A 22,992-nucleotide genomic window follows, 5' to 3' on the forward strand; every position below is an offset into this window, starting at 1 on the left:
TTTTTAAATACAGTCTGAGAATATTATGAAACATCGTTGCTTGATCGGCCTTATGTGCTGCAGCGGAGCCTCGTTTGCTCAAGCTTCTGAAGCTCCAGCTTTGGAAGTTGGACTCGCCATTGACCAAGACCTGAGTGTCGTTGTGGAATTTGATCAGAAATACCGTGCTACGATTGGCAATGACGGCGCTGCCTTTGATTACATTTTGAAGCGTGGTCAGTTCGAGACTGAAGCTCCGTTGAGCTGGTACGTCGGTGCTGGTGCTTGGGCTGAATGGAATGACGACTTTGGCTTACGCTTGCCGTTAGGCGTGAAAGTGAATTTCTACGAAGGTTGGAATGCTTACGCTCAAGTTCACCCTGAACTCGATATGTATAAAGGTGTTGAGTTGCAAGTGGGCGGCGCTTTAGGTGTTACCTATAAGTTCTAACCTGAACTAAAACCGTTTTAATAATGAAAAAACCAGCATTTAGCTGGTTTTTTAGTTTGGGCCGATCTTATATTTTTGCTTCATTGAGCCGCTTAGAAAGTAAAACTCAGTCCGACATTGGCTTGGAATTGGTTCATCCAGTCGGTATCAAAGCGAATGATGCACTCTTGCCCGTTATTTGGGATATTACAAACACCGGAGGTATCGTTGTCGACAACCGTGCCTAACCAACGTACTTGTGTGTTCAACGCTAGTCGGTCACTAAATTTGTACTCTAAGCCACCAAAGATAGAAGTTGAGAATCCATACTTATCTTTTGCCCAGTCTACATCGACGTAAGAAGCACCCAGGCCTAGCCCTAGATAACCCGACAACACAGGCGAAGCAGGGTAGTAGATGCTGCTTTGAAGGTGCAGGTATTGGATGGAGGAGCTTAGGTTAAGCGTTTCTAATTCCGAGCTCTGATTGGAGTAGAAGAAGCCGATGCGTCCTTTTTCAAGTGGCGTTTCAATGGCAAAGGTGTAATTTTCAGAGCCTTTCATGTCATAGGTTTTACCGTCCTGGTCTTCGACACTGCCACCGCCGGTATAACCTACCATAGGTGTAATGATGATCTCCGGCGAAGCATACGCGCTTGAAACGGAGAGAAGCGTAATCAGTGCCATCATATTTGCTTTGTTATTCATGAGTATATCCTTATCCATACACTTACTAATTGTGATGGTTACATCAATATTGTGCGACTAATTTCGACGATTCTTGAAGATACTTCACACACCTGATAGTACTTAAATAGAGACTCGACAAATTAATAATAAACCAGAGGTGTCTATGGACCATAATCTGAAAAATGCCCTACAAATTACCGTGTTTATCTACATGATCATTCTTTCATTTGGCTTTATTGCGATTGGTAGTTAATACCATCTATTGCGAGGCTGAGTTTTGATACTCAGGGAATAATGAATAGTGGGATTATAACCAATATTGATACAGCAATAGACTTGGATTATTACGCTAAGTTTATTGCTGGAAAAACAGCACTGGTCGCTCAAGGTGGCGGACAGAGAAGTATTTTTACTTCTGGAGTGCTGGATGCCTTTCTTCTCTCAAATTTTGACCCCTTCGACGAATTTTTTGGTACCTCAGCAGGTGCTCTAAACTTATGTGCTTATCTGTGCCGTGATAAAGGCCTTGGACGTTCTTTTGTTCTCGACCTCACAACCTCACCAGAGTTCTTCAATCTCTTTTCCTATATACGACACAGAAAGAACCTAGGATTAGAATGGGCGCTAGAACAAATCATGGCTTACCCATATAAGCTCGATCTGGATTTAGGGCGACAAACGCTAGGCGATCGCCACTTCTATGCGGCTGTAACGGATTCCAAAGACTTACGAGACCACTACTTCCCATTATTGGGCGAAGATTGGTACAAGGTGATGATTGCGACCTGTGCTATTCCTCGCTTGTACAATGACGAAGTCTTTATTGGTGACAGTGCTTATGTGGACGGTGGTGTATCGGCGTGTATCCCAGTTCAGGAAGCGTGGCGAAGACAAGCTCGTTCTATTGTGGTGATTCGTACTGAGCCAGTGGTGGAGGAAGGTAATACCCATTTGGTTGAAGCACCAGTTAAGGGATCTTCAGTCAAAGCGCCTAAACCTATATCTGCAGAAGAACTGGAGTGGTTCCGCGAATCTTTCGACAGTGTTCAAGGCCATTGGCAACAGAAAGTGGAACAGTGGAAAACCGACTGGACCTCTTTCTTCCAACAACAAATTATGCGCTCAAAAGAGCAGAAGCGTGACCGTGGGCATTTAGACCTGCTGAACGGTGGTCGCTGGCTATTTGGTGCAGATGATATTTATCGCTTAAGTCATTTAATCGGAGATAAGTTTGATTCAGGGTTGGCTGACATGCTGATGGTGCATTATCAGACCTACTCATTGACTCAGGATTTTTTGAATTCGCCACCAGACGACGCGTTTGTGGTTCAGATAGCACCTAGTCAAACGCTTAAATCGAGCTCATTAATGAGTCATAAAGATGATTTACTGCATGATTACGAATTGGGTTTAGAAGCCGGTTACCGATTTGTGGAGACCTATACCTCAACGGAAAACGCTCGCAACTCGCATATGCCACAGTTAGCCACCATTGCTGCGGGTAACTAATTCCCGAAGTTGATGAGCTAGCATGCTGTGAGCTCGTTATGCTGTTTAAGCAGATTTTAGTGAGTCGTGTTCTGAAATGAAAAAGGGTTATTGAACTTGGTTCGATAACCCTTTTAAGTTTTTGAGATTAGGCGAATCGTTTCGCCTTAAGGTCAAATATTAGGTGACAGGCAAGATTCTCATACAGTTGGTTGACCCTGCTACATCCATAATGTCGCCTTGAGTGACGATCACTAGGTCACCAAACTTAAGGTGTCCTTTCTCTTTCAAGCAAGTGAGTGTAGATAGTGCAATGTCAAAGCTGTCTTCGGCTTCTGTCTCGAAGTAGATTGGTGTCACACCTCGGTATAAGGTACAGCGATTAAGCGTTCCTTCGTTACGAGACAGCGCGTAGATCGGCATGTCGGCACTCAGGCGAGACATCATCAGTGCGGTGCGGCCTGACTCGGTGAGAGTGACAACGCCTTTAATGCCTTCCATATGGTTTGCAGAGTAGATGGTCGCCATCGAAACGGTTTCTTCGGCAGTAACAAAGGTGCGGTCAATACGGTAATTGGATTGGTTATTAATGCCTGCCATTTTTTCCGCACCAATACAGACTTCAGCCATCGATTTTACGGTCTCGACTGGGTAGTCACCAGCTGCAGTTTCACCAGACAACATCACAGCATCGGTGCCATCGAGTACGGCGTTGGCAACATCCATAACTTCGGCACGGGTTGGCATTGGCGCAGAAATCATTGATTCCATCATCTGAGTTGCGGTGATGACAGTTCGGTTAAGCGCTCTGGCACGGCGTATAAGCTGTTTTTGTACTCCGACTAACTCAGGGTCGCCAATTTCCACTCCGAGGTCACCACGAGCCACCATGACCACATCTGAGGCCATTATGATGTCATCCATGTTCTCAACTGTAGCTACTGTCTCTGCTCGCTCCACTTTTGCGACGAGGTGAGCTTCTAAGCCGGCTTCTCGTGCAAGCTGACGAGCATAGTGCATGTCTTCACCATTACGAGGGAAAGACACCGCTAGGTAATCCACTTTGATTTGTGCGGCGGTGACGATGTCGCGCTTGTCTTTTTCTGTTAGCGCTTCTGCGGAAAGGCCACCCCCTTTTTTGTTGATGCCTTTGTTATTTGAGAGTGGGCCGCCAATGATGACTTCGGTATGAACGCGACAGCCTTCCACTTTGGTTACTTTGAGTTGAACACGACCATCGTCAAGCAACAGTATATCGCCGGCGGATACGTCGTTAGGCAGTTCTTTGTAATCAAGGCCAACGGCTTCTTGATTGCCTTCACCTAAACCTAGGCTGCTATCGAGAGTGAACAGGTCGCCTACGGCAAGTTGGATTTTGCCATCTTTGAATGTCGACACACGAATCTTGGGACCTTGTAAGTCTCCGAGAATGGCGATTTGAGTACCGTGTCTTTTTGCTATTGCTCTGACTTTTTCTGCGCGTTGTATATGGTCGTCGCTGGTGCCGTGAGAGAAGTTCATACGAACAATATTGGCACCGGCTTTGATGATCTCTTCAAGCACGTTACCTTTATCAGTAGAAGGGCCTAGCGTTGTGACGATTTTCGTTTTTCTTAATTCGGCTGTCATGAATACTCCTAGAGTGAGGCCAAGTAATCTTTTAAAAGACTGAATTAAGTATATGCATTAATTGATAATTTATTGGGAGCTAGGAGGATATTTCTTGATTTGCCTTTAATTATTGAATTCAGGGCTCAAATGCGATGTTTTATTCTGAAAATTAAGTCGCAAATTATCGATGTGGGTGTTAATTTTCCTCGAACTATTTGACTCGATACACAAAGATTCATGTATATACGTGATACTGGTCACGGCGATATACCAAGTGACTTCACAATTACTTCGCAAAGTAAAAAAATTACCTCGTTGATGATTTCTGGAGCGTAAAATGTACATGGCTCAACCGGGCCATATTGATCATATCAAACAGGTCAATGCTGGTCGTGTATATAAACTAATTGACCTTAAAGGTCCTATTTCTCGTATCGATCTGTCCAAGCAAAGTGAGTTGGCTCCGGCGAGTATTACTAAAATTACCCGTGAACTCATTGAAGCTCACCTTATTCACGAAACGACGGTTCAAGAAGCCACGACTCGTGGGCGTCCTGCTGTCGGTCTGCAAACCAATAACGAAGGTTGGCAATTTTTGTCGATGCGCCTTGGTCGCGGATACTTGACGATCGCGCTCCATGAATTGGGCGGCGACGTGCTTATCGATACCAAGATTGATATCCATGAACGTGATCAAGACGATGTGCTTGCGCGTCTTCTCCATGAAATCGATGAGTTCTTCCAAACCTATGCCGAGCAACTCGACAGGGTGACGAGTATCGCTATCACACTGCCAGGTCTGGTGAATTCAGAGCAAGGTATTGTGTTGCAGATGCCGCACTATAACGTTGAAAACTTAGCGTTGGGGCCGGAGATCTACAAAGAAACCGGTTTGCCAGTTTTTATTGCCAATGATACCCGAGCGTGGGCATTAGCAGAAAAGCTGTTTGGTAACTCACAAGACAACGACAACTCTGTTCTTATATCGATTCACCACGGTTTAGGTGCCGGGATCATTCTTGATGGTCGCGTTCTGCAAGGACGTCACGGTAACATCGGTGAGTTGGGGCATATCCAGATCGACAAGGAAGGCAAGCTTTGCCACTGTGGTAATCGAGGCTGTTTAGAAACGGTGGCGAGTTCTCAGGCAATCCGTGAGCAAGTCAAAGAGCGATTGGTAAATGGTGAAGAATCAACGCTAACGGTGTTTGAAGACGTCACTATTGAACAGATCTGTGCTGCCGCTGCTAATGGGGATCCGCTGGCTGTCGAAGTGATTGAACAGTTAGGCCGTTATCTAGGTTCTGCGATTGCGATTGTGATTAACCTGTTCAACCCAGAGAAAATCTTGGTGGGTGGTGTTATCAATCAGGCGAAGAGCGTGTTATACCCGGCGATTCAAAAGTGTATCGAAGAGCAGAGTCTATCGGTTTACCATAAAGACTTAGAGCTGGTGGAATCTCGTTTTTATAAGCAGGCAACCATGCCAGGTGCTGCGCTCATCAAGCAGGCCTTATACGATGGCCAACTGTTAATGAAAGTTATTGAAGGTTAACCCCTTTTTCTCGTCTTGTAGCCTTACCTTGAACCTTTCCATGTACTTAAGCTTTGTATAACATCATTTGTTGTACTTAGTTTAAGCATTCTGTGCATTGGCGCTTTGCTTTAACCTATTGAAGTAGGCTATTGTAGCCACAGTTATTATTTGTCACTAAGGTGTTGTATGTCTGGCGTTTTAAATTCGGTTGATCAGAGAACCAAACTGGTCGGTGAAAACCGTCTGGAACTCTTGTTATTCAGCTTAAATAGTCGTCAACTATTTGCGATTAACGTATTTAAAGTGAAAGAAGTCCTCAAAGTGCCAGTACTCACTCGCTTACCGGGCTCTCATCATCATATTACGGGTGTTGCGTCTTTACGTGGTGAATCGGTGCCTGTTATCGATTTACGCAGTGCCATTGGCTTTCCGCCATCTCGTGCGGAGTCTCAAGAGAGCAACCTGATTATTACGGAATACAACCGAACCGTACAAGGTTTCTTGGTTGGGCAAGTTCGTAATATCGTGAACACGACATGGACAGAAATCCAGCCGCCGCCAAAGACAACAGGCCGTGCAAACTACCTAACCGCTATTACGCATATTCAAGAAGAAGAGCAGCACAAGATCGTCGAGATCATCGATGTTGAGAAAGTGTTGGCTGAGATCATTGATTACGATGTCTCGATCTCTGAAGGCGTTTTAGATGAACAATTAGCTCAGGAGATGATAGGACGCAATGTGCTTATCGTTGATGACTCTTCAACAGCGCGTAACCAGATCAAAGGCACCTTGTCGCAGTTGGGTTTGAACATTATTGAGTGTTGTGATGGCTTAGAAGCACTGACCTTACTTAAGGGCTGGTGTGATGAAGGCAAAGACATCAATCAAGAAATATTGTTGATGATCACCGATGCTGAAATGCCTGAAATGGACGGCTACAAGCTGACACACGAAGTACGTACTGACCCAAGAATGCATGACCTATTCATCACGCTAAATACTTCATTAAGTGGAAGTTTTAATGAAGCTATGGTTGAGAAAGTAGGGTGTAACCGCTTTATTTCTAAGTTCCAGCCAGACCTCTTGGTTGAAGTGACTCAAGAGCGAATGCGTCAGATTTTATAATTAATGCTGCTGTACGGTTTGTTTTGAGTGACCTTATAGAAAACGCTTGCTAATATTCACGCAGCATATTTTTCTTAACGAAATATGCTCAACTACTAGCGTAATTTTTCACACACAATCTAAGGTAGTTCCTCTTAATGATATGGTTAACGTCTAAAGTCGTCATGACTTTGAGCTTATTACTGTATAGGGAATTTAAGAAAAGACGTACGGAAGCTGAAGTTGAGTCATAACTCAACAACTGGAATTGAAGGGAAGCGGATGCTTCCCTTTTTCGTTTTTCTTTCTCTCTTTTCTTTAGCCAATGATCGATTGAGAACAGTTGGTACTTCGCTAATGAAAATCCCGAGATTTGGTTTTCAAGCCAACAATTTCATCGGTAATATCGATAAGTTTTCCCGCGATAACATGCACGACTTCACCTTCTTTTTCTAATATCCCTTGTACTTTTAACGCCTTGGCTGTGAGATAAGCTTGCTGTTGAGCGCGTGCGGTTGCTCCCCATACCACGACATTAATATTGCCAGTGCTATCTTCCAGCGTAACAAAGGTGACACCTGCCGCGGTGCCGGGAGATTGTTTACCTGTGACTAATCCGACAACGGTGACCATAGATTTGTGTCTTTGCTGTATTAAATCTTTCATGTGTGTGAATCGACCTAATCGTCCTGCTTCTTCGAGCAAAGTGATGGGGTGCTTGTTCAATGAAATTCCGACACTGGTGAAGTCTTCGAGTAGATCTTGCATCTCATTGGGCTTGTGCAGTACATGTTCGTCATGTCCTGCCTCAGCATCGTCATAGGCTTGGCTAAACAGAGGTAAATCCGACGCCGAGTCCATGATCGCCCAGCGAGTCTGGAAGCGGTCTCCAGAAACGTTATGTAGCGCATTGGCCGATGCCAGTAGCTCGATATCTTTCTTATTCATCGATAACTGTTTCACCTGACTAGGGTGGCGATAACCGGATGGTGGACGATTGGCGAGCACGCTTTGAATTCCATGCTCGCTGAATCCTTTGATTTGTCGCAGCCCTAAGCGAATCGCTAGACCATTCTGATGAGGGGCAACCGTGTGGTCGTTTTGAGAAGCGTTCACACATACCGGAAGTATCACCACATTGTGTCGTTGTGCGTCTTGTACCAACTGTGAAGGGCTATAAAACCCCATCGGTTGGCTATTCAACAGAGAAGCGTAGAAGCACTCTGGGTAGTAGCATTTCAACCAAGCGGAGCAATACGCTAACACCGCAAACGAAGCGGAGTGGCTTTCAGGAAAACCGTACTCGCCAAAGCCGCATATCTGTTTAAAGATCTGCTCAGCAAACTCTGTCTCATAGCCGCGCTTTTGCATTCCTTCGATGAGTTTGTTTTTAAACTTAAAGACGTTGCCATTTTTCTTCCAAGCGGCCATTGCCCGTCTGAGTTGATCTGCTTCTCCGCCTGTGAACCCTGCAGCGACCATCGCGAGTTTGATCACTTGCTCTTGGAATATCGGTACACCTAAGGTGCGCGACAGTACTGATTCCACGTCTTTAGATGGATAACTGATTGGCTCAATGCCATCTCGACGCTTTAAGAACGGATGCACCATATCACCCTGAATAGGACCTGGGCGTACGATAGCGATTTGAATCACCAAGTCGTAATAAGTCTTCGGTTTAAGCCTTGGCAGCATGCTCATTTGCGCGCGTGACTCAATTTGGAATATCCCGACTGTGTCTGCTCGCTGAATCATGCCGTAAACCTGAGGATCGTCCTTAAGGCGAGTGATCTCAGCAATGGTCAGTGATCGCCCGTGAATACGTTTGATCAGGTCGAAACATTTACGAATCGCAGAGAGCATACCCAACGCGAGCACATCAACTTTCAGCAAGCCTAAGGTTTCTAGATCATCCTTATCCCATTGGATAATGGTTCGATCGTGCATCGCTGCATTTTCGACGGGAACCAGCTCATACAAAGGCCCTGAGGATATGACAAAGCCACCGACATGTTGAGATAAGTGACGTGGGAAGCCGATAATCTCATTAACCAAGTGGATAAACTGCTGCCCCTTCAAAGAATCAGGTTGTAGCCCTAATTGAGTGAGCTGAGCCTGCCAACCTAAGCTTTTGTCCCTGCGATTGGTGTTCTTGATGAAGTAGTCGAGCTGAGTTTCTTGTAGCCCTAATGCTTTCCCCACATCTCTCACCGCACTTTTGAAGCGATAAGAGATGACTGTTGCAGCAAGTGCAGCCCGTTCTCTACCGTATTTTTTATAGATGTATTGGATGACTTCTTCACGACGTTCGTGTTCAAAATCGACATCAATATCAGGCGGCTCATCGCGCTCTTTACTGATGAAACGCTCAAACAGCACCGAGATCTGTCTTGGGTCGACAGAGGTGATTTCTAAGCAGTAACAGACCACGGAATTGGCCGCTGAACCTCGACCTTGGTAAAGAATGCCTTGGCTTTTGGCAAACATCACGATGTCGTGAATGGTGAGAAAAAAGAAAGGGTAGTCAAGCTCGTCAATTAATCCCAATTCTTTATCTATGATTTGTTGGATGTCGTCAGGTACACCTTGTGGGAAGCGAGCTCGTTTTCCTTTTTCGACCAACATGCGCAGATAACTCATGGGTGTCTCCCCTTGAGGAATCAGCTCACTGGGATATTCGTATCGCAAGCTATTTAAATCAAATTCACACAGCTCAGCGATACGGTTGCTCTCTTCTAGCCACTCCGCTTTGAAGATATGAGAGAGCTTATTGATACTCCGTAAACAGCGCTCGGCATTAGCGAGTAAGTGACTGCCCACTTCGGTAATGGGCTTTTGGTACTTTATCGCAGTGAGTGAGTGCTGTAAGGGTAAGCGGTTAGCATTGTGCATTAGCACGCCACCACAAGCTGTTATCGGCAGTTGATGATGTTGTGACAGCTCAACGCAGTAATCTGTGTACTGCTGGTCGGTTTGCTTTAGGTGTCTTTGTAAGCCGATCCAAAGCCGACCTGAATGGTGCTGAGATAGCCATTGCCCCCAGTGCGCGTCTTCATTTTTCTGTTGAGGAAGCCAAAGAATAAAGCAGTGCTTAGCCGACATGATATCCCACTCAGAGAGCTGATAATGTCCCTTACTGCTACGACGTCTCGCGTTGGTAATTATACGGCACAGCTCGGCGTAGGCTTGTCTGTTTGGGCATATCAAGATCACTTGGCACTCTTCATTTAACCAAAACATGCTCCCGACAATTTGCTTGAGTGACAGTTTATGTTGCTTGATTGCAGAGTGAACCTTAACGATGCCCGCGACTGAGCACTCATCAGTAACCGCGAGTGCTTTGTAACGTAAGAAGTCGGCCTGTAAAACAAGCTCTTCCGCATGCGAAGCTCCCTCTAGAAAGGAGTAATTACTTTGACAGAAAAGCTCTGAGTATTGCTGAGACATAATGTGATCTCACTTAACCATTGCGAGTGAACATGATTGAAAAGGGACGCTGAAATTGAATAAGTAGAACGGAGGAGCTAACAAAGTTTCTTGCTGACTTACGTTCTTACCGACTAGCTAAATAAGCCGTGCAAAAACCACTGTTTATCTGGCGTTTTAAATATCCAGAGCCACCGACCGTTTTCGCTGTGAGCAATAAAGTAGTCACGAATGACCTTCTCTCCGTCCCACCAGCCAGACACAATGCGCTCTGGGCCTTGAGATAAGGTGACGCTTTCGGTTAAGGCTTCGGGCTCTGGCAGTAAAATACTGGGCCTGAGCCGCTGTTGAACGACGCTGAGAGCTGTGGTTTGTTGCTCGCTCCTTGAGGGCGCTTGCCTTTTTGTCACAGACTTACTCAGTGTTGGGAGCGAATACTGATTGGCCTTTTCTGGCCTTGGGTCGTGCTGTATTTTTGGTGTTTGAATACAGGCTTGTCCAAGCTTTGCTTGCAGTAGTGAGAGCAAATCTAACGCGGCAAGTGTTCCGGTATTACCATCAAAAAGATCATGGTAGGCCATTTGGGGTTCTCCATGACGAACCAAGCTGAGGGTCAGTCCTTGAACCGGTGCGGTGAGCTTGAGTGACTCTAAGGTGAGATGAGTAAGGTTCGCCCATTTTTCAGCAAGGTAATCACCTTGTGCCGAATAAAAAGAGACAGGGTGATCGTCTTTATCTCTTAGGTGTAAAGTCAGAGTTAACTCGAAAGCCACTCGATCGCGTAGCTTCAAAAAACATTCGAGTTGATTCAGTAATTTCAGCAACGGCTTTTCGATAAATAGGATGTTTTCAATATCAAACAATAGCTCCAAATATTGCTGGAAATTCTCTGGTGGATGATAGAAATCAATCGGGTGCTTGAACTGGCCGTTAAGGCGACCGACATAATTCACCAAGTCGATATCAAAGCGGCGTGCGACCTCTTGCAAAGGCAGCTTTAATAAGTCTTCAACGGTATTGATACCGACACGGTTCAGGCGTTCCACTTGCTTGGTCGGTAGCTCACTGGAAATTAATGCTTGTTGATTGACCCAAGTTTTCATCTGCTCAATATTGTTTGTTGCTTGGTTGATCGCTTGCTTACCCAAAAGGATCGCAGAAAGCGGCGAATAACCCGTAGCGAAGCTGAACTGGATATTGAGCGTTTCTAAGTGGCTTTTGAGCTCATGCCAGTAGTTATCTAGCCCGTCGTAAAGTGACAGCATGTTAGAGGCTTTAATCAACAAACCATTAGGTGGCAATAACGCCATGTCGGAAGTGACCAGATACGCCCATTGAGCGATCTCTTTAAGCTTACTTTTCTCCAGTTCAATACTGTAAGGGTGGACGTGTAAGTTGTGGCACAAAGCTGCTGCAGACCCTAAGCCCATACCAAGCGAAATTCCCGATTGCAGCGCAGCTGGGTTTGCTTGCAGTACATGGTGATCTTTTTCATCCACGATGATAATAGGTTGTTCGCGTGAGTCTTCGCTCGAACCCAATTCATTAGAGTTAAACAAGGTATCCAACTGCAGAGATGGAAAGTGCAGATAAAGCCACAACATACGTTAGCCTTGCTTCGCAATAGGAAAAGCCAGCACAGTGTTACCAGACAAAGCGCGGTCTGAATTGTCTTCATAAACGACTTTCTCTGTGAGTAACGGCCAGTAGTGTGTCATGTCTAGAATAAAGCTGCCATACGACCAGCTGCCTTTTCTCTTAGTCACTTCAACCTTTAATCCCTGCGCGTGAGAAGAGAGTTTCATGCTTAAGGAAACGGGCAGGGATAATTGATTATGGCTGGTGGCTTTAAAGTGAAACTGCAGGCACTTACCGGTTTCACTGGCTGCTTGTAGGCGCTTTGTTTGGTGTATTTCTAGATCGGCTCCCCATAGCAATACAGAGTGACAAGCGCCGCTTTTGAGGCACTGCTCAGCTGCCCACAACGCATCGAGATCGCGTTGAGGCTGGATAACGAGAATGTTTTCTAATTCAATGCCTTGGCTGTTAAAAAACTCAGCACAGATCTTCCCTGGCGGGTTAATGAATATGGCCAGTTTTTGCGAGTTTTGTTGAGATAAATAGGGCGTCAGTAGGCGAAGCTCGCCGATCCCTTGTTGTGATTCAACTTCAATAACGCCGTGCGTCGGGAAGCCGCCATCAAGCTGTTTATCCAGTTGAGGATAGCCTGTTGAAGTGGTGCTTCCTTGCGTTGTTGATTGTAACCCTTTCCAGATTAGCTGGCGGTCTTGTAAGTTTTTTATTAGTTCATGCATAATTAAATACCTGTATATTTATACAGTATATTTAACAATGAAAAAGATGCAAAGAGAAATGATGAAAATTAGCGGCAGTAATAGTTGATTGATTTAGATACAAAAAAAGCCGCTATGGAAGCGACTTTTTACTATTGGTCAATGATATCAGTTACTTAGGTTGAGCATCGATACATTGGCCATTAATGTCTGTCACACTTGGGTTCATTAAGTGTAGGTACAGTGGGATGATGTCGAGTGGCGTTTTCAGCTTGTTCGCATCTTCACCTGGGTACGCTTTTGCACGCATACGTGTTTGAGTACCGCCTGGGTTGATCGCATTAACACGGATGTTTGTGTCTTCAAGCTCATCCGCTAAGATCTGCATCATCCCTTCGGTAGCAAACTTAGAAATCGCGTAAGTGCCCCAGAATGCACGGCCAGAGTGACCAACGGTAGAAGAGGTGAATACGATACGACCTGCTTCTGCTTTTTTAAGTGCAGGTAGCAGAGCTTGAGTCATCAAGAACTCAGACTTCACATTGATCTGCATAACATCATCAAAGGTTTCTTCATCAATCTGCTCAAACGGGCTCAGAGTGCCAAGAACGCCAGCATTATGAAGTAGGCCGTCTAAACGACCGAACTGTGATTGAATGGTTTCAGCCATATCAACGTAGTTCTGCTTTGTCGCACCTTTTAAATCCAATGGGATAATCGCAGGTTGTGGGTAACCAGCGCTTTCGATTTCATCGTAAATGAATTCAAGGTTTTTAACATTGCGGCCTAACAGAATGACAGTTGCACCATGTTGAGCGAAGCTTAGTGCTGCTTGGCGACCAATGCCAGCACCGGCACCTGTAACCAAAATTACTTTATCTTTGAGGGCATCTGTAGAGATTGGGTAATCCACTGTGCTTATCCTTCTTTCTTTTATTATGTTCGTCATTCCATTGATGTTTAATCACACAGATAACCGCAGGAATGATGAGAAATTCTTGGTAATCGTGACAAGATGGTTACAATACACTAATTCATACAATAGGGGATATGACATTGGAATTTTTGTTGGACTACGGCTTGTTTTTAGCCAAGATTGCGACCGTTGTAATCGCCATCATCGCAATTTTAGTGATTGCTAAATCTGTGGGTGGGAAATCAAGCGCGATTAAAGGTGAGCTGGAAATCACGAACCTATCTGAACATCATAAACAGACGATTGAACAACTAGAGCACCATCTACATGATGATGCTTTCATCAAAGCCCGTGATAAAGCAGAAAAGAAAGCGGAAAAAGAGAAAGTAAAATCACGCGGTAAAGAAGTGAAGAAAGCAGCGAAAGAGGGTGAGCTTGATAGTAAGCGTGAACCACATCTATTCGTTCTTGATTTTAACGGCAGCATTGATGCGAAAGAAGTGGCTTCATTACGTGAAGAGGTAACGGCGGTTCTGGCTGTGGCTCGTGAAGGTGATGAAGTATTGCTGAAACTTGAGTCTGGCGGTGGCATGGTTCACGGCTATGGTTTAGCGTCTTCTCAACTTGATCGTATCAAAGCGGCAGGTTTGCCTCTGACTATCTCGGTAGACAAAGTGGCGGCAAGCGGCGGTTACATGATGGCATGTATCGCAGACAAAATTGTATCTGCACCGTTTGCTATTGTTGGCTCTATTGGTGTTATCGCTCAACTGCCAAACTTCAACAAACTACTTAAAAAGCACGATATTGAGTTCGAGCAGCTAACGGCGGGTGAGTACAAACGCACGCTTACTATGTTTGGTGAGAACAGCGATAAAGCACGTGAGAAGTTTAAAGAAGAGCTAGAAGAGACACATGGCCTATTCAAAGACTTCATCCGTGACCATCGTCCTGCGTTAGATCTTGAAAAAGTAGCAACGGGTGAACACTGGTTTGGTACACAAGCACATGAACTTGGACTGGTGGATGAGATCAGCACTTCTGATGACTTAGTCGTAGCGGCATGTAAGGACAAAACGGTTCTAGCGATCCACTACGTACAGAAGAAAAAGCTTTCAGACAAACTAGCGGGCGTGGCAGGTAAATCTGCAGACAGCGTGTTGATGAAGCTGATTGAACGCGGTCAAAAGCCGATTGTTTAAGCTTATTGAGTTCTAGTTCTAGTTCTAGTTCTAGTTCTAGTTCTAGGCTTGGTGCCTTACGTTCATTTACAGACGTTTGAGCCTTAAAAAGAAAGCGCATAAGTCATCAGACTTATGCGTTTTTTTATTGCTCCACTTCCGAGCGGGTGACCACTATGTTGTAGGGGGAGCGGAGTTTTATACCAAACACTGACTTACTGTGATTGATATTAAATCTTGGCTCCATAATCATTACGTTTTGGACAAGTAGTCAGAATCTCTCTATGACCCGTATCTTTGAGCTCTTCCAAAATCACATCAAAGCCCCACAAGCGATAGAGATGCTTCATCACTTCGTCGTAGCCTTTATCAAGCGGGATGCGGTCGTGAGGCACATATTGCAGTGTCATTGAGCGGTCACCACGAACATCGACATTAAACACCTGAATGTTTGGTTCAAGGTTACTTAGGTTGTATTGCGCCGCAAGCTTCTCACGAATCAGGCGATAGCCCGGATCATCATGAATAGCACTCACCTCAATGGTATTTTTACGGTCGTCGTCGAGTACAGAGAACAGCTTAAAGTCTCGAATGATTTTTGGAGAAAGGTATTGGCTGATGAAACTTTCATCTTTGAAGTTGTGCATCGCAAAGTGCACCGCTTCTAACCAATCACTTCCGGCTAACTCAGGGAACCACTCTCTATCTTCATCGGTTGGCTCTTCACAGATGCGTCGGATGTCTCTAAACATCGCAAAGCCAAGCGCATAAGGGTTTATTCCGCTGAAATAAGGGCTGTTGTAGGCGGGTTGTGCGACGACACTGGTATGGCTGTGTAGGAATTCTAAGATGAACTTATCACTCACCAAGCCTTCGTCGTAAAGGTGGTTAAGAATGGTGTAATGCCAGAAGGTTGCCCAGCCTTCGTTCATCACTTGAGTTTGTTTTTGAGGGTAGAAGTATTGGCTCACTTTGCGAACGATGCGAACACACTCTCGTTGCCAAGGTTCAAGCAGTGGTGCGTTCTTCTCGATAAAGTAGAGAATGTTTTCTTGAGGTTCGCTAGGAAAGCGAATTTTGGTCTCTTTTTCCTTGTCTTGATTTTTAGGCACAGTTCTCCACAGCTCATTGACTTGAGATTGCAGATACGCTTCACGTTCTTCTTGCCTTGCTGTCTCTTCAGCTATGGAAATCTTCTCAGGACGTTTGTATCTGTCTACGCCGTAATTCATGAGAGCATGACAAGAGTCGAGAAGTTGTTCGACTTCGGCAACACCATATTTTTCTTCACAATCGGTAATGTATTTTTTAGCGAATAATAGGTAGTCGATGATGGAACTGGCATCGGTCCAGGTTTGGAATAGGTAGTTGCCCTTAAAGAAAGAGTTATGGCCGTAACAAGCATGAGCCATTACGAGCGCCTGCATCGTGACCGTGTTCTCTTCCATCAGATATGCGATACAAGGATCTGAATTGATCACGATTTCGTACGCTAATCCCATCTGACCATGCTTGTAGTTTTGCTCGGTTTGAATGAATTTTTTGCCAAATGACCAGTGATTGTAATTGATCGGCATACCGATGCTCGAGTATGCATCCATCATCTGCTCAGAAGTAATCACTTCAATTTGGTTCTGGTAAGTATCTAAACGGTAATGCTGCGCCACACGCTTAATTTCTACGTGATATTGTTCCAAGAGGTTGAATGTCCAATCTGGACCATCAGGCAGCATCTTGTCGTTTTTCTTTTTTGCAGCTTTGTTTTTCTCTGCAACGTTTGATTTCGCTGTCATGGCAAACTCCCTTACGCTGTCTCTTTCTGGAACAGTTCTCTAAACACAGGAAAAATATCATCCACCGTTTTAATGTTTTTCATGGCGAAGTTGTCAAAGCTACTCTCGAGTTTTTCGTATTCGTGCCAAAGTGTTTGATGAGAGCGGCGTGTTATTTCGATGTAAGAGTAATATTGGCAAGTTGGCAGAAGCGTATTGACCAGTAACTCTTTACAGCGAGGAGAGTCATCAGCCCAGTTATCGCCATCAGAGGCTTGTGCTGCATAGATGTTCCACTCATTAGCAGGGTAGCGGTCTGCGACAATTTCCTTCATCAGTTTCAGTGCGCTCGAAACAATGGTGCCACCCGTTTCTTGTGAGTAGAAAAACTCATGTTCGTCGACCTCTTTAGCCTGAGTATGGTGACGAATAAACACAACATCGACGTTTTCGTAGGTGCGATTTAAGAACAGATACAGAAGAACATAAAAGCGCTTCGCAATATCTTTTGTGGCCTGATCCATAGAGCCCGATACATCCATTAGACAGAACATCACGGCTTGGCTAGATGGAATAGGGCGCTTCTCGTAGTTTTTAAAACGTAAGTCGAAGGTGTCAATGAACGGCACGCTTTCAATCTTTTTACGTAACTCGGCAATCTCTTCTTTGAGGCGACCTTCCTCAAAAGGTTGTGCCGGCTCCGTCATTTTAACTTGGTCAAGCTGTTCCATCAGTAGGTTAAGCTCGCGCTTTTTACCTGCTGTCATCGCGGTTCTACGAGCCAGAGATTGCTGTAGTGAACGAACGATAGCGATGTTGGATGGAATCCCCGCGCTTTGGTAACCAGAGCGGTGAGTTTTCCATTCGGTGATTTTGTTGACCTGATTTTTCTCTAGATTAGGTAGAGCTAAATCTTCAAAGAGAATATCAAGATACTCATCTTTTGAAATTTGGAAGGTAAATTCATCTTGGCCTTCGCCATCAGGGCTTGCGTCGCCTTGGCCTGAGCCACCACCTTGACCACCACCTTTAGGGCGTTCGATTTTATCGCCAGTGATGAACTGATCATTACCTGGGTGAACGCGCTCTCTTACGCCGCCTTGACCTTGGTGAAAGTTCGGCTCTTTGATGTCTTTATGGGGAATAGTGACGTCTTCACCTGTTTCTGTATTGGTGATTGAGCGTCGGTTAACTGCATCGGCCACAGATTCTTTGATTTGCTCTTTATGGCGTCGTAAGAAACGCTGTCTATTCACAGCACTCTTATTTTTGCCATTGAGCCTCCGATCGATAAATTGTGCCATAAGAACTCCCTCTCAGCTGATGTCGCGATCCTACTTTTTATTCGGGTATAAGAGTTATTGATTTACTAAGGTATAAAAGTTATTGGTTTATACGAGCTGCTCAGTTGAGCAGCTCAATACCGTTTAGTTATGAGGATTTACGAACTCTTAGATACCACTCAGATAGCAGTCTCACTTGTTTCTCGGTGTAGCCTTTTTCCATCATACGAGCAACGAAGTCGTCATGTTTTTTCTGATCATCCGTTGAGGTCTTAGCATTGAACGAAATAACAGGAAGTAGCTCTTCTGTGTTAGAGAACATTTTCTTCTCAATCACAGTGCGCAGTTTCTCGTAGCTCGTCCACACTGGGTTTTGACCGTTATTGTTGGCTTTGGCACGAAGCACAAAGTTCACAATCTCATTTCGGAAGTCTTTAGGGTTACTGATACCGGCGGTTTTCTCGATTTTCTCTAGCTCACCATTCAGAGAAGCACGGTCAAATAGCTGGCCTGTTTCTGGATCGCGGTACTCTTGGTCTTGAATCCAGAAGTCTGCGTAGGTGACATAGCGGTCGAAGATATTCTGACCGTACTCAGAGTAAGACTCTAGGTAAGCGGTTTGAATTTCTTTACCGATGAACTCTACGTAGCGTGGCACTAGGTATCCTTTCAAGAACTCTAGATACTTCTCGGCGGTCTCTTGAGGGAACTGCTCCCGTTCGATTTGCTGCTCAATAACGTAGAACAGGTGCACTGGGTTCGCGGCCACTTCGGCTTGGTCGAAGTTAAACACACGAGATAGGATCTTAAAGGCGAAACGCGTTGATAGCCCAGACATGCCTTCGTCAACGCCAGCATAATCTCGGTACTCTTGGTAGCTCTTCGCTTTTGGATCGGTGTCTTTTAGAGTCTCACCATCGTAAACACGCATCTTAGAGAATAGAGATGAGTTTTCAGGCTCTTTTAGTCTCGAAAGAATGCTGAATTGCGATAGCAGATCGAGTGTGCTTGGTGAGCAAGGCGCTTGGGATAGCTCACTGTGCTCAAGCAGTTTCTTGTAGATCTTAACTTCTTCAGACACACGCAGACAGTAAGGGACTTTTACAATGTACACACGGTCGAGGAATGCTTCGTTGTTTTTGTTGTTACGGAAGGTCTGCCACTCAGATTCGTTCGAGTGAGCGAGAATCATACCGTCAAATGGCAGTGCAGAAAGCCCTTCGGTACCGTTGAAGTTACCTTCTTGTGTTGCCGTAAGTAGAGGGTGTAATACTTTGATTGGCGCTTTGAACATCTCCACGAATTCCATCACACCTTGGTTGGCTTTACAAAGCGCACCAGAGTAGCTGTAGGCATCAGGATCATCTTGAGAGAAGTGTTCAAGTTTACGAATATCAACTTTACCAACCAGAGACGAGATATCTTGGTTGTTTTCATCACCTGGCTCCGTTTTCGCGATCGCAACTTGATCGAGAATAGAAGGGCGCAGTTTGATGACTTTGAATTTGGAAATATCACCGCCAAAATCGTGTAGACGTTTCGCTGCCCACGGAGACATAATTGAGCGAAGATAGCGTTTCTCAATGCCATATTCGTTCTTCAATAAGTCGCCGTCTTCGTTAACGTCGAATAGACAGAATGGGTGATCGTTTACTGGGCTTCGTTCACCGTCAGCAGACAATACATAGATTGGTAGTTTCTGCATCAGGGCTTTGAGTTTTTCAGCGAGAGAAGATTTACCACCGCCCACAGGGCCAAGTAGGTAAAGGATTTGTTTACGTTCTTCTAAACCTTGCGCAGCATGTTTTAAGTAAGAAACAATCTGTTCAATCGCATCTTCCATACCGTAGAAATCTTTAAATTCGCTGTAGCGTGAGATGACACGGTTCGAGAAAATACGACTCAGTTGAGGGTCTTGAGCAGTGTCAATAACCTCTGGTTCGCCAATGGCTAGTAATAAGCGCTCGGCAGCATTAGCGTAAGCACTTTTATCGTCTTTACACAGCCCTAAGAACTCTTGCAATGTCAGCTCTTCTTCCTTGGCTGCTTCATAACGTGATTGATAGTGGTCAAAGATACTCATAGTCACATTCCCCTTGTTAACCAGTCAAAACTGACGAGCGATTGAAAAATAGGCTCTCCCTACATTTTAAGGTTAGACCCGCTTCCACAATTTTGCTTAACAATTATGTATTTATTTACAATTTTGCGTGTGAAAAACGTGGCGAGCGCAATAGGCAACTTGAGGCGCGTAGAATCAAATTATTTTCCATTCGAGGGGATCTGGTCGTTTGTTTTGAGATTTTAGGTTGCTTAATAATACCCGTGCTGGATTTATGTATGTTAGATACATAGCCGAGCCTTATTGATAATCTTGCATGATGAACGGTCTAATGCGCTTGGCTATCAGAAAATAACAAGAGAATGTGAGAATGGTTTATCAAAAAAGTCGTTATTGATTCTCATTATGTTTGAAATGGTAAATTGATACTCTAGAAGGTTACTGCGTTATTTGACGCTGCTTGCGTTTTCTAGTTGCTTTGGTTTTTCTCTTTGTGTGCGAACATTAAAAAAAGGGTTACTCATGATGAGTAACCCTTTTTCTTGAAACTTTTTAAAAGTTATCGCTGATCTATTAACGAATTAAGCGCTAAAGATTTGAGATAGCTCTGTCGCACATAGGTGGTACTGACGAGGGCAGTTGCGCCATGTTGTTAGCATGCGACGGTACTTCTCTAGCATTGGCATCTGGCTATTGAAGTGGTGATCGGCTTTGTCGAATTGAGGGTAAAGACCTTCAGAATCAACAAGGAAACGCACGTAGTGTACGATCTGCGCTTCAGAAGCGATATCAAAACCTAAGAACTGCAGGCGACGTTGGTCTACTTCAGCACGCTCTTGCTCTGCAAGCATTTTGTTCGACTCTTGCATTGCATGGTACATCTCCATGATGTCGATAATTTCGCGACATTCTGCTTCAGTCAAACAACCAAACTCTTTGTTAAGCTCACGCATTTGGAGTTCGTAACCACGTTCTACAATCGTTTGTAGACGTTGGTATTTAGCGGAGTTCTCAGGATCCATTTGAGACATTAGGTAGTATTGATTTGATAGAATTAGACGCTGAGCATTGGTCATTTCCATGGGAGGAGCCTCACTAAAAAACTAAATGTTGTATTCTTTTGTTGCAGTAAGAGTAACAGCATTCCTACGAGTGGAAACATGATCTCAACACGGATTTAATATGATTTTTTGAATTGATAAACAAAAGTTGTAAAGAAAAGTGAAAGGATTGTTTGGCTCGAAAAGAAAACGCCCCAATCGAAATTGAGGCGCTTGAAATCACTATGAACGTCAGTCTAGATTAGTATTTTACGTTTGAATGGTACTGGCTAAGAACAGCAACAATCTCATCCATTTTCTCTTTGCTTGGCGGATTTGTACCTTCAAGAGGGTAGTCAAAACCAAGTGCTTCCCACTTATGTGCACCCAGCTTATGGTATGGAAGCAGCTCTACTTTCTCGATGTTATCCATGTCTTTGATGAATTCGCCTAGCAGATGAGCATCTTCAGGTGTGTCCGTGTAGCCAGGGACAATCACATAACGAATCCACGTCTTCTTACCGATTTTGTGTAAGTAGCGTGCGAAATCCAGAGTACGTCTGTTTGATACACCAATGAAATCGTGGTGAATCTCATCTCGCATGTGCTTAAGATCCAACATAACTAGATCAGAGGCTTCTAGGACTTCATCAACCACTTCAGTGTGCTTACGAATGTAGCCATTAGTATCAAGACAAGTGTGGATGCCTTCAGCTTGAGCTGCGCGGAAAAAGTCACGAACAAACTCAGGTTGTAGCATCGCTTCACCACCAGAACAGGTGATACCACCGCCCGATGCTTTCATGAAATGACGGTATGATTTTGCTTCGTTGATGATCTCTTCGACCGTTACTTCCTTTCCGTCATGAAGATCCCATGTATCACGGTTATGACAGTACATACAACGCATTAAGCAGCCTTGAAGAAACACAATAAAGCGGATACCAGGGCCATCGACAGTACCACAAGATTCGAATGAGTGAATGCGACCAGTTGTAGACATGAGCTATTCTCGTAGAGGAATTTATACCGTTTATTTTATTACAAAAACGGTACATAAAATAGGGTCAAATGGTAACGAGACCTTTAAAAATAAAGGCAACCACCTGTGAAGATGATTGCCTTTATTAAACTTGAAAAGTAAAGGACGAAAGCCCTTACTGGTGGCTAGAAGAAAGCAAACATTGTGATACCGCCAGTGGTGTACACTGACTCTTTCGCTTCTTCGTAATCCGGTGTTTTTGCGGTTAGCGCTAAAGAGGCACCAACGTATCGGTTATACCAAGCGACACCCAATACAGCAGTTGCTTGAATGTTCTCTAAAGTCACATCGTAGATCGCTGGATCTTCGTTGTTTTTATTAGCGTACTCATCAACACCTGAGCGATCGCCTTCGATAGTCAGGTCGTTGAATCGGTAGCGACCTTCGAGGCCTGCATAGGTAAACCAACCAGCGTTTGATGCGCCGATCATGCCCGGTTTGAATGGGTTTTCTGTGGTGATGTTAGCTGCACCAAAGTTACCGCCTAAGTCTGTACCCCAACGAAACATGAAGCCCGTTGAAATGTCACTTCTAAAGTTACCGACGTTGATTTCAGAAACGTTAGAGATTTCGTAGTCAGTATTCGCAAGAGCTTGATTACGCATTAGGTTGAAATGGCTTAGGTAACCAACGCTTCCCGCCCATTCATCATCGACTTGGTATTCCCAACCCATCGGCTCATCCGACTTAGTGATTGAGTGAACCAGCTTTTGAGCATCTTCAGACAGTGCACGTTCGCCCGTAGTACCAAACGTGATATTAAAACGCTGGGCTTGCTGTGGGTTTAAGCTGATGTAATTGAATTCAGTGTGAAGGTAACCTGCGTATGGGCGATCATTAGGCGATGGCGTTTCTAACTCAATGTCAGAAGGCGTATACATCTTGTGGCCAATGGTGATTTCCCACTTGTCTAGAGAGCTTGCGCCCCAGTAGGAAAGACTCAATGGTTTTACCCAGTTATATGGCGTAATACTTGATGATGTGTAACCCAGAAATAAGCCGTTGGTATAGTCTTGGTCGACACCAAAAATACCATCATTATCTAAAGCAAAAGTTAACGTAGAACGCTCAGAGGCTAAAGATGAGAAAGAGAGAAGAATCAGGGGTAAACAACGCAGGTATTTCATGGAGCAGT

The 22,992-nt window shown here is 44.6% G+C and carries 18 protein-coding genes; 6 read left to right on the top strand and 12 right to left on the bottom strand.

What is annotated here, in order from left to right:
* Window positions 1-25: 25 nt before the first annotated feature.
* The gene (locus AB4482_RS07775) at window positions 26-430 is read left to right on the top strand and encodes a hypothetical protein (protein ID WP_102398088.1); all 405 of its coding nucleotides are present in this window, start codon (window positions 26-28) and stop codon (window positions 428-430) included.
* 92 nt (window positions 431-522) lie between these two features.
* Here AB4482_RS07775 and AB4482_RS07780 read toward each other — a convergent pair whose 3' ends face one another.
* A complete protein-coding gene (locus AB4482_RS07780; protein WP_017067207.1) occupies window positions 523-1,116 on the bottom strand; it encodes an outer membrane beta-barrel protein in 594 nt (197 codons plus the stop codon).
* A 145-nt stretch (window positions 1,117-1,261) separates the two neighbouring features.
* Between AB4482_RS07780 and AB4482_RS07785 the strand changes: the two genes are divergently transcribed.
* Both AB4482_RS07785 and AB4482_RS07790 read left to right on the top strand, forming a co-directional pair.
* Window positions 1,262-1,351, top strand: coding sequence for a YnhF family membrane protein (locus AB4482_RS07785; RefSeq protein ID WP_100214626.1), 90 nt, complete (start codon window positions 1,262-1,264; stop codon window positions 1,349-1,351).
* 41 nt (window positions 1,352-1,392) lie between these two features.
* A complete protein-coding gene (locus tag AB4482_RS07790; protein ID WP_017063485.1) occupies window positions 1,393-2,607 on the top strand; it encodes a patatin family protein in 1,215 nt (404 codons plus the stop codon).
* A gap of 159 nt (window positions 2,608-2,766) precedes the next feature.
* Here the strand turns inward: AB4482_RS07790 and pyk are convergent, their stop codons facing one another.
* Window positions 2,767-4,215 carry a pyruvate kinase gene (gene pyk / locus AB4482_RS07795; RefSeq protein ID WP_017062141.1) on the bottom strand — a complete coding sequence of 483 codons (1,449 nt, stop codon included), beginning with the start codon at window positions 4,213-4,215 and terminating at the stop codon, window positions 2,767-2,769.
* A gap of 319 nt (window positions 4,216-4,534) precedes the next feature.
* On the opposite strand from pyk, the gene AB4482_RS07800 reads away from it, so the two are divergent.
* Together AB4482_RS07800 and AB4482_RS07805 are read left to right on the top strand one after the other, a co-directional pair.
* The gene (locus AB4482_RS07800) at window positions 4,535-5,752 is read left to right on the top strand and encodes an ROK family protein (RefSeq protein WP_017062140.1); all 1,218 of its coding nucleotides are present in this window, start codon (window positions 4,535-4,537) and stop codon (window positions 5,750-5,752) included.
* Window positions 5,753-5,920: 168 nt separating this feature from the next.
* A complete protein-coding gene (locus AB4482_RS07805) occupies window positions 5,921-6,862 on the top strand; it encodes a chemotaxis protein CheV (protein ID WP_017062139.1) in 942 nt (313 codons plus the stop codon).
* A 333-nt stretch (window positions 6,863-7,195) separates the two neighbouring features.
* Here AB4482_RS07805 and AB4482_RS07810 read toward each other — a convergent pair whose 3' ends face one another.
* The 4 genes from AB4482_RS07810 to AB4482_RS07825 all read right to left on the bottom strand — a co-directional run bounded on the left by AB4482_RS07810 (window position 7,196) and on the right by AB4482_RS07825 (window position 13,474).
* The gene (locus tag AB4482_RS07810; RefSeq protein ID WP_372180765.1) at window positions 7,196-10,288 is read right to left on the bottom strand and encodes an error-prone DNA polymerase; all 3,093 of its coding nucleotides are present in this window, start codon (window positions 10,286-10,288) and stop codon (window positions 7,196-7,198) included.
* Window positions 10,289-10,401: 113 nt separating this feature from the next.
* Entirely contained in the window at window positions 10,402-11,871 is a 1,470-nt protein-coding gene (locus AB4482_RS07815) for a DNA polymerase Y family protein (RefSeq protein ID WP_017067210.1), read from the bottom strand.
* A 3-nt stretch (window positions 11,872-11,874) separates the two neighbouring features.
* The gene (imuA, locus tag AB4482_RS07820) at window positions 11,875-12,582 is read right to left on the bottom strand and encodes a translesion DNA synthesis-associated protein ImuA (protein ID WP_017063488.1); all 708 of its coding nucleotides are present in this window, start codon (window positions 12,580-12,582) and stop codon (window positions 11,875-11,877) included.
* A 151-nt stretch (window positions 12,583-12,733) separates the two neighbouring features.
* Window positions 12,734-13,474: a YciK family oxidoreductase gene (locus AB4482_RS07825; RefSeq protein WP_017062135.1), complete on the bottom strand. Its 741-nt coding sequence runs from the start codon at window positions 13,472-13,474 to the stop codon at window positions 12,734-12,736.
* Between the two features lie 143 nt (window positions 13,475-13,617).
* Here AB4482_RS07825 and sohB point away from each other — a divergent pair, with 143 nt between their 5' ends.
* Window positions 13,618-14,679 carry a protease SohB gene (gene sohB, locus AB4482_RS07830; RefSeq protein ID WP_009849001.1) on the top strand — a complete coding sequence of 354 codons (1,062 nt, stop codon included), beginning with the start codon at window positions 13,618-13,620 and terminating at the stop codon, window positions 14,677-14,679.
* Window positions 14,680-14,888: 209 nt separating this feature from the next.
* Here the strand turns inward: sohB and AB4482_RS07835 are convergent, their stop codons facing one another.
* From AB4482_RS07835 to AB4482_RS07860, 6 genes are all read right to left on the bottom strand, one after another.
* On the bottom strand, window positions 14,889-16,451 hold the full coding sequence (locus AB4482_RS07835; protein ID WP_372180767.1) for a SpoVR family protein: 1,563 nt from the start codon (window positions 16,449-16,451) through the stop codon (window positions 14,889-14,891).
* An 11-nt stretch (window positions 16,452-16,462) separates the two neighbouring features.
* Window positions 16,463-17,734, bottom strand: a complete 1,272-nt coding sequence (locus AB4482_RS07840) for a YeaH/YhbH family protein (protein WP_017062133.1) — start codon at window positions 17,732-17,734, stop codon at window positions 16,463-16,465.
* Between the two features lie 127 nt (window positions 17,735-17,861).
* The gene (locus AB4482_RS07845; RefSeq protein WP_017062132.1) at window positions 17,862-19,796 is read right to left on the bottom strand and encodes a PrkA family serine protein kinase; all 1,935 of its coding nucleotides are present in this window, start codon (window positions 19,794-19,796) and stop codon (window positions 17,862-17,864) included.
* Window positions 19,797-20,356: 560 nt separating this feature from the next.
* Window positions 20,357-20,857 carry a YfbU family protein gene (locus AB4482_RS07850; protein WP_017066932.1) on the bottom strand — a complete coding sequence of 167 codons (501 nt, stop codon included), beginning with the start codon at window positions 20,855-20,857 and terminating at the stop codon, window positions 20,357-20,359.
* 220 nt (window positions 20,858-21,077) lie between these two features.
* Window positions 21,078-21,818: a pyruvate formate lyase 1-activating protein gene (gene pflA / locus AB4482_RS07855; RefSeq protein ID WP_010437353.1), complete on the bottom strand. Its 741-nt coding sequence runs from the start codon at window positions 21,816-21,818 to the stop codon at window positions 21,078-21,080.
* A 164-nt stretch (window positions 21,819-21,982) separates the two neighbouring features.
* Window positions 21,983-22,984, bottom strand: a complete 1,002-nt coding sequence (locus tag AB4482_RS07860) for a lipid A deacylase LpxR family protein (RefSeq protein WP_017063491.1) — start codon at window positions 22,982-22,984, stop codon at window positions 21,983-21,985.
* Window positions 22,985-22,992: the final 8 nt, after the last annotated feature.

Source organism: Vibrio sp. 10N.222.55.C7, from assembly GCF_041473335.1.
Taxonomy (GTDB): domain Bacteria; phylum Pseudomonadota; class Gammaproteobacteria; order Enterobacterales; family Vibrionaceae; genus Vibrio; species Vibrio crassostreae_C.

Excerpts from the sequence above, each read along its gene's own strand:
- imuA (WP_017063488.1), bottom strand. The coding sequence starts at position 12,582 with ATGCATGAACTAATAAAAAACTTACAAGACCGCCAGCTAATCTGGAAA.
- AB4482_RS07800 (WP_017062140.1), top strand. The coding sequence starts at position 4,535 with ATGTACATGGCTCAACCGGGCCATATTGATCATATCAAACAGGTCAAT.
- pflA (WP_010437353.1), bottom strand. The coding sequence starts at position 21,818 with ATGTCTACAACTGGTCGCATTCACTCATTCGAATCTTGTGGTACTGTC.
- AB4482_RS07775 (WP_102398088.1), top strand. The coding sequence starts at position 26 with ATGAAACATCGTTGCTTGATCGGCCTTATGTGCTGCAGCGGAGCCTCG.
- AB4482_RS07835 (WP_372180767.1), bottom strand. The coding sequence starts at position 16,451 with ATGACAGCGAAATCAAACGTTGCAGAGAAAAACAAAGCTGCAAAAAAG.
- AB4482_RS07860 (WP_017063491.1), bottom strand. The coding sequence starts at position 22,984 with ATGAAATACCTGCGTTGTTTACCCCTGATTCTTCTCTCTTTCTCATCT.
- AB4482_RS07790 (WP_017063485.1), top strand. The coding sequence starts at position 1,393 with ATGAATAGTGGGATTATAACCAATATTGATACAGCAATAGACTTGGAT.
- AB4482_RS07815 (WP_017067210.1), bottom strand. The coding sequence starts at position 11,871 with ATGTTGTGGCTTTATCTGCACTTTCCATCTCTGCAGTTGGATACCTTG.
- pyk (WP_017062141.1), bottom strand. The coding sequence starts at position 4,215 with ATGACAGCCGAATTAAGAAAAACGAAAATCGTCACAACGCTAGGCCCT.
- AB4482_RS07785 (WP_100214626.1), top strand. The coding sequence starts at position 1,262 with ATGGACCATAATCTGAAAAATGCCCTACAAATTACCGTGTTTATCTAC.
- AB4482_RS07805 (WP_017062139.1), top strand. The coding sequence starts at position 5,921 with ATGTCTGGCGTTTTAAATTCGGTTGATCAGAGAACCAAACTGGTCGGT.
- AB4482_RS07845 (WP_017062132.1), bottom strand. The coding sequence starts at position 19,796 with ATGAGTATCTTTGACCACTATCAATCACGTTATGAAGCAGCCAAGGAA.
- AB4482_RS07780 (WP_017067207.1), bottom strand. The coding sequence starts at position 1,116 with ATGAATAACAAAGCAAATATGATGGCACTGATTACGCTTCTCTCCGTT.
- AB4482_RS07840 (WP_017062133.1), bottom strand. The coding sequence starts at position 17,734 with ATGGCACAATTTATCGATCGGAGGCTCAATGGCAAAAATAAGAGTGCT.
- AB4482_RS07850 (WP_017066932.1), bottom strand. The coding sequence starts at position 20,857 with ATGGAAATGACCAATGCTCAGCGTCTAATTCTATCAAATCAATACTAC.
- AB4482_RS07810 (WP_372180765.1), bottom strand. The coding sequence starts at position 10,288 with ATGTCTCAGCAATACTCAGAGCTTTTCTGTCAAAGTAATTACTCCTTT.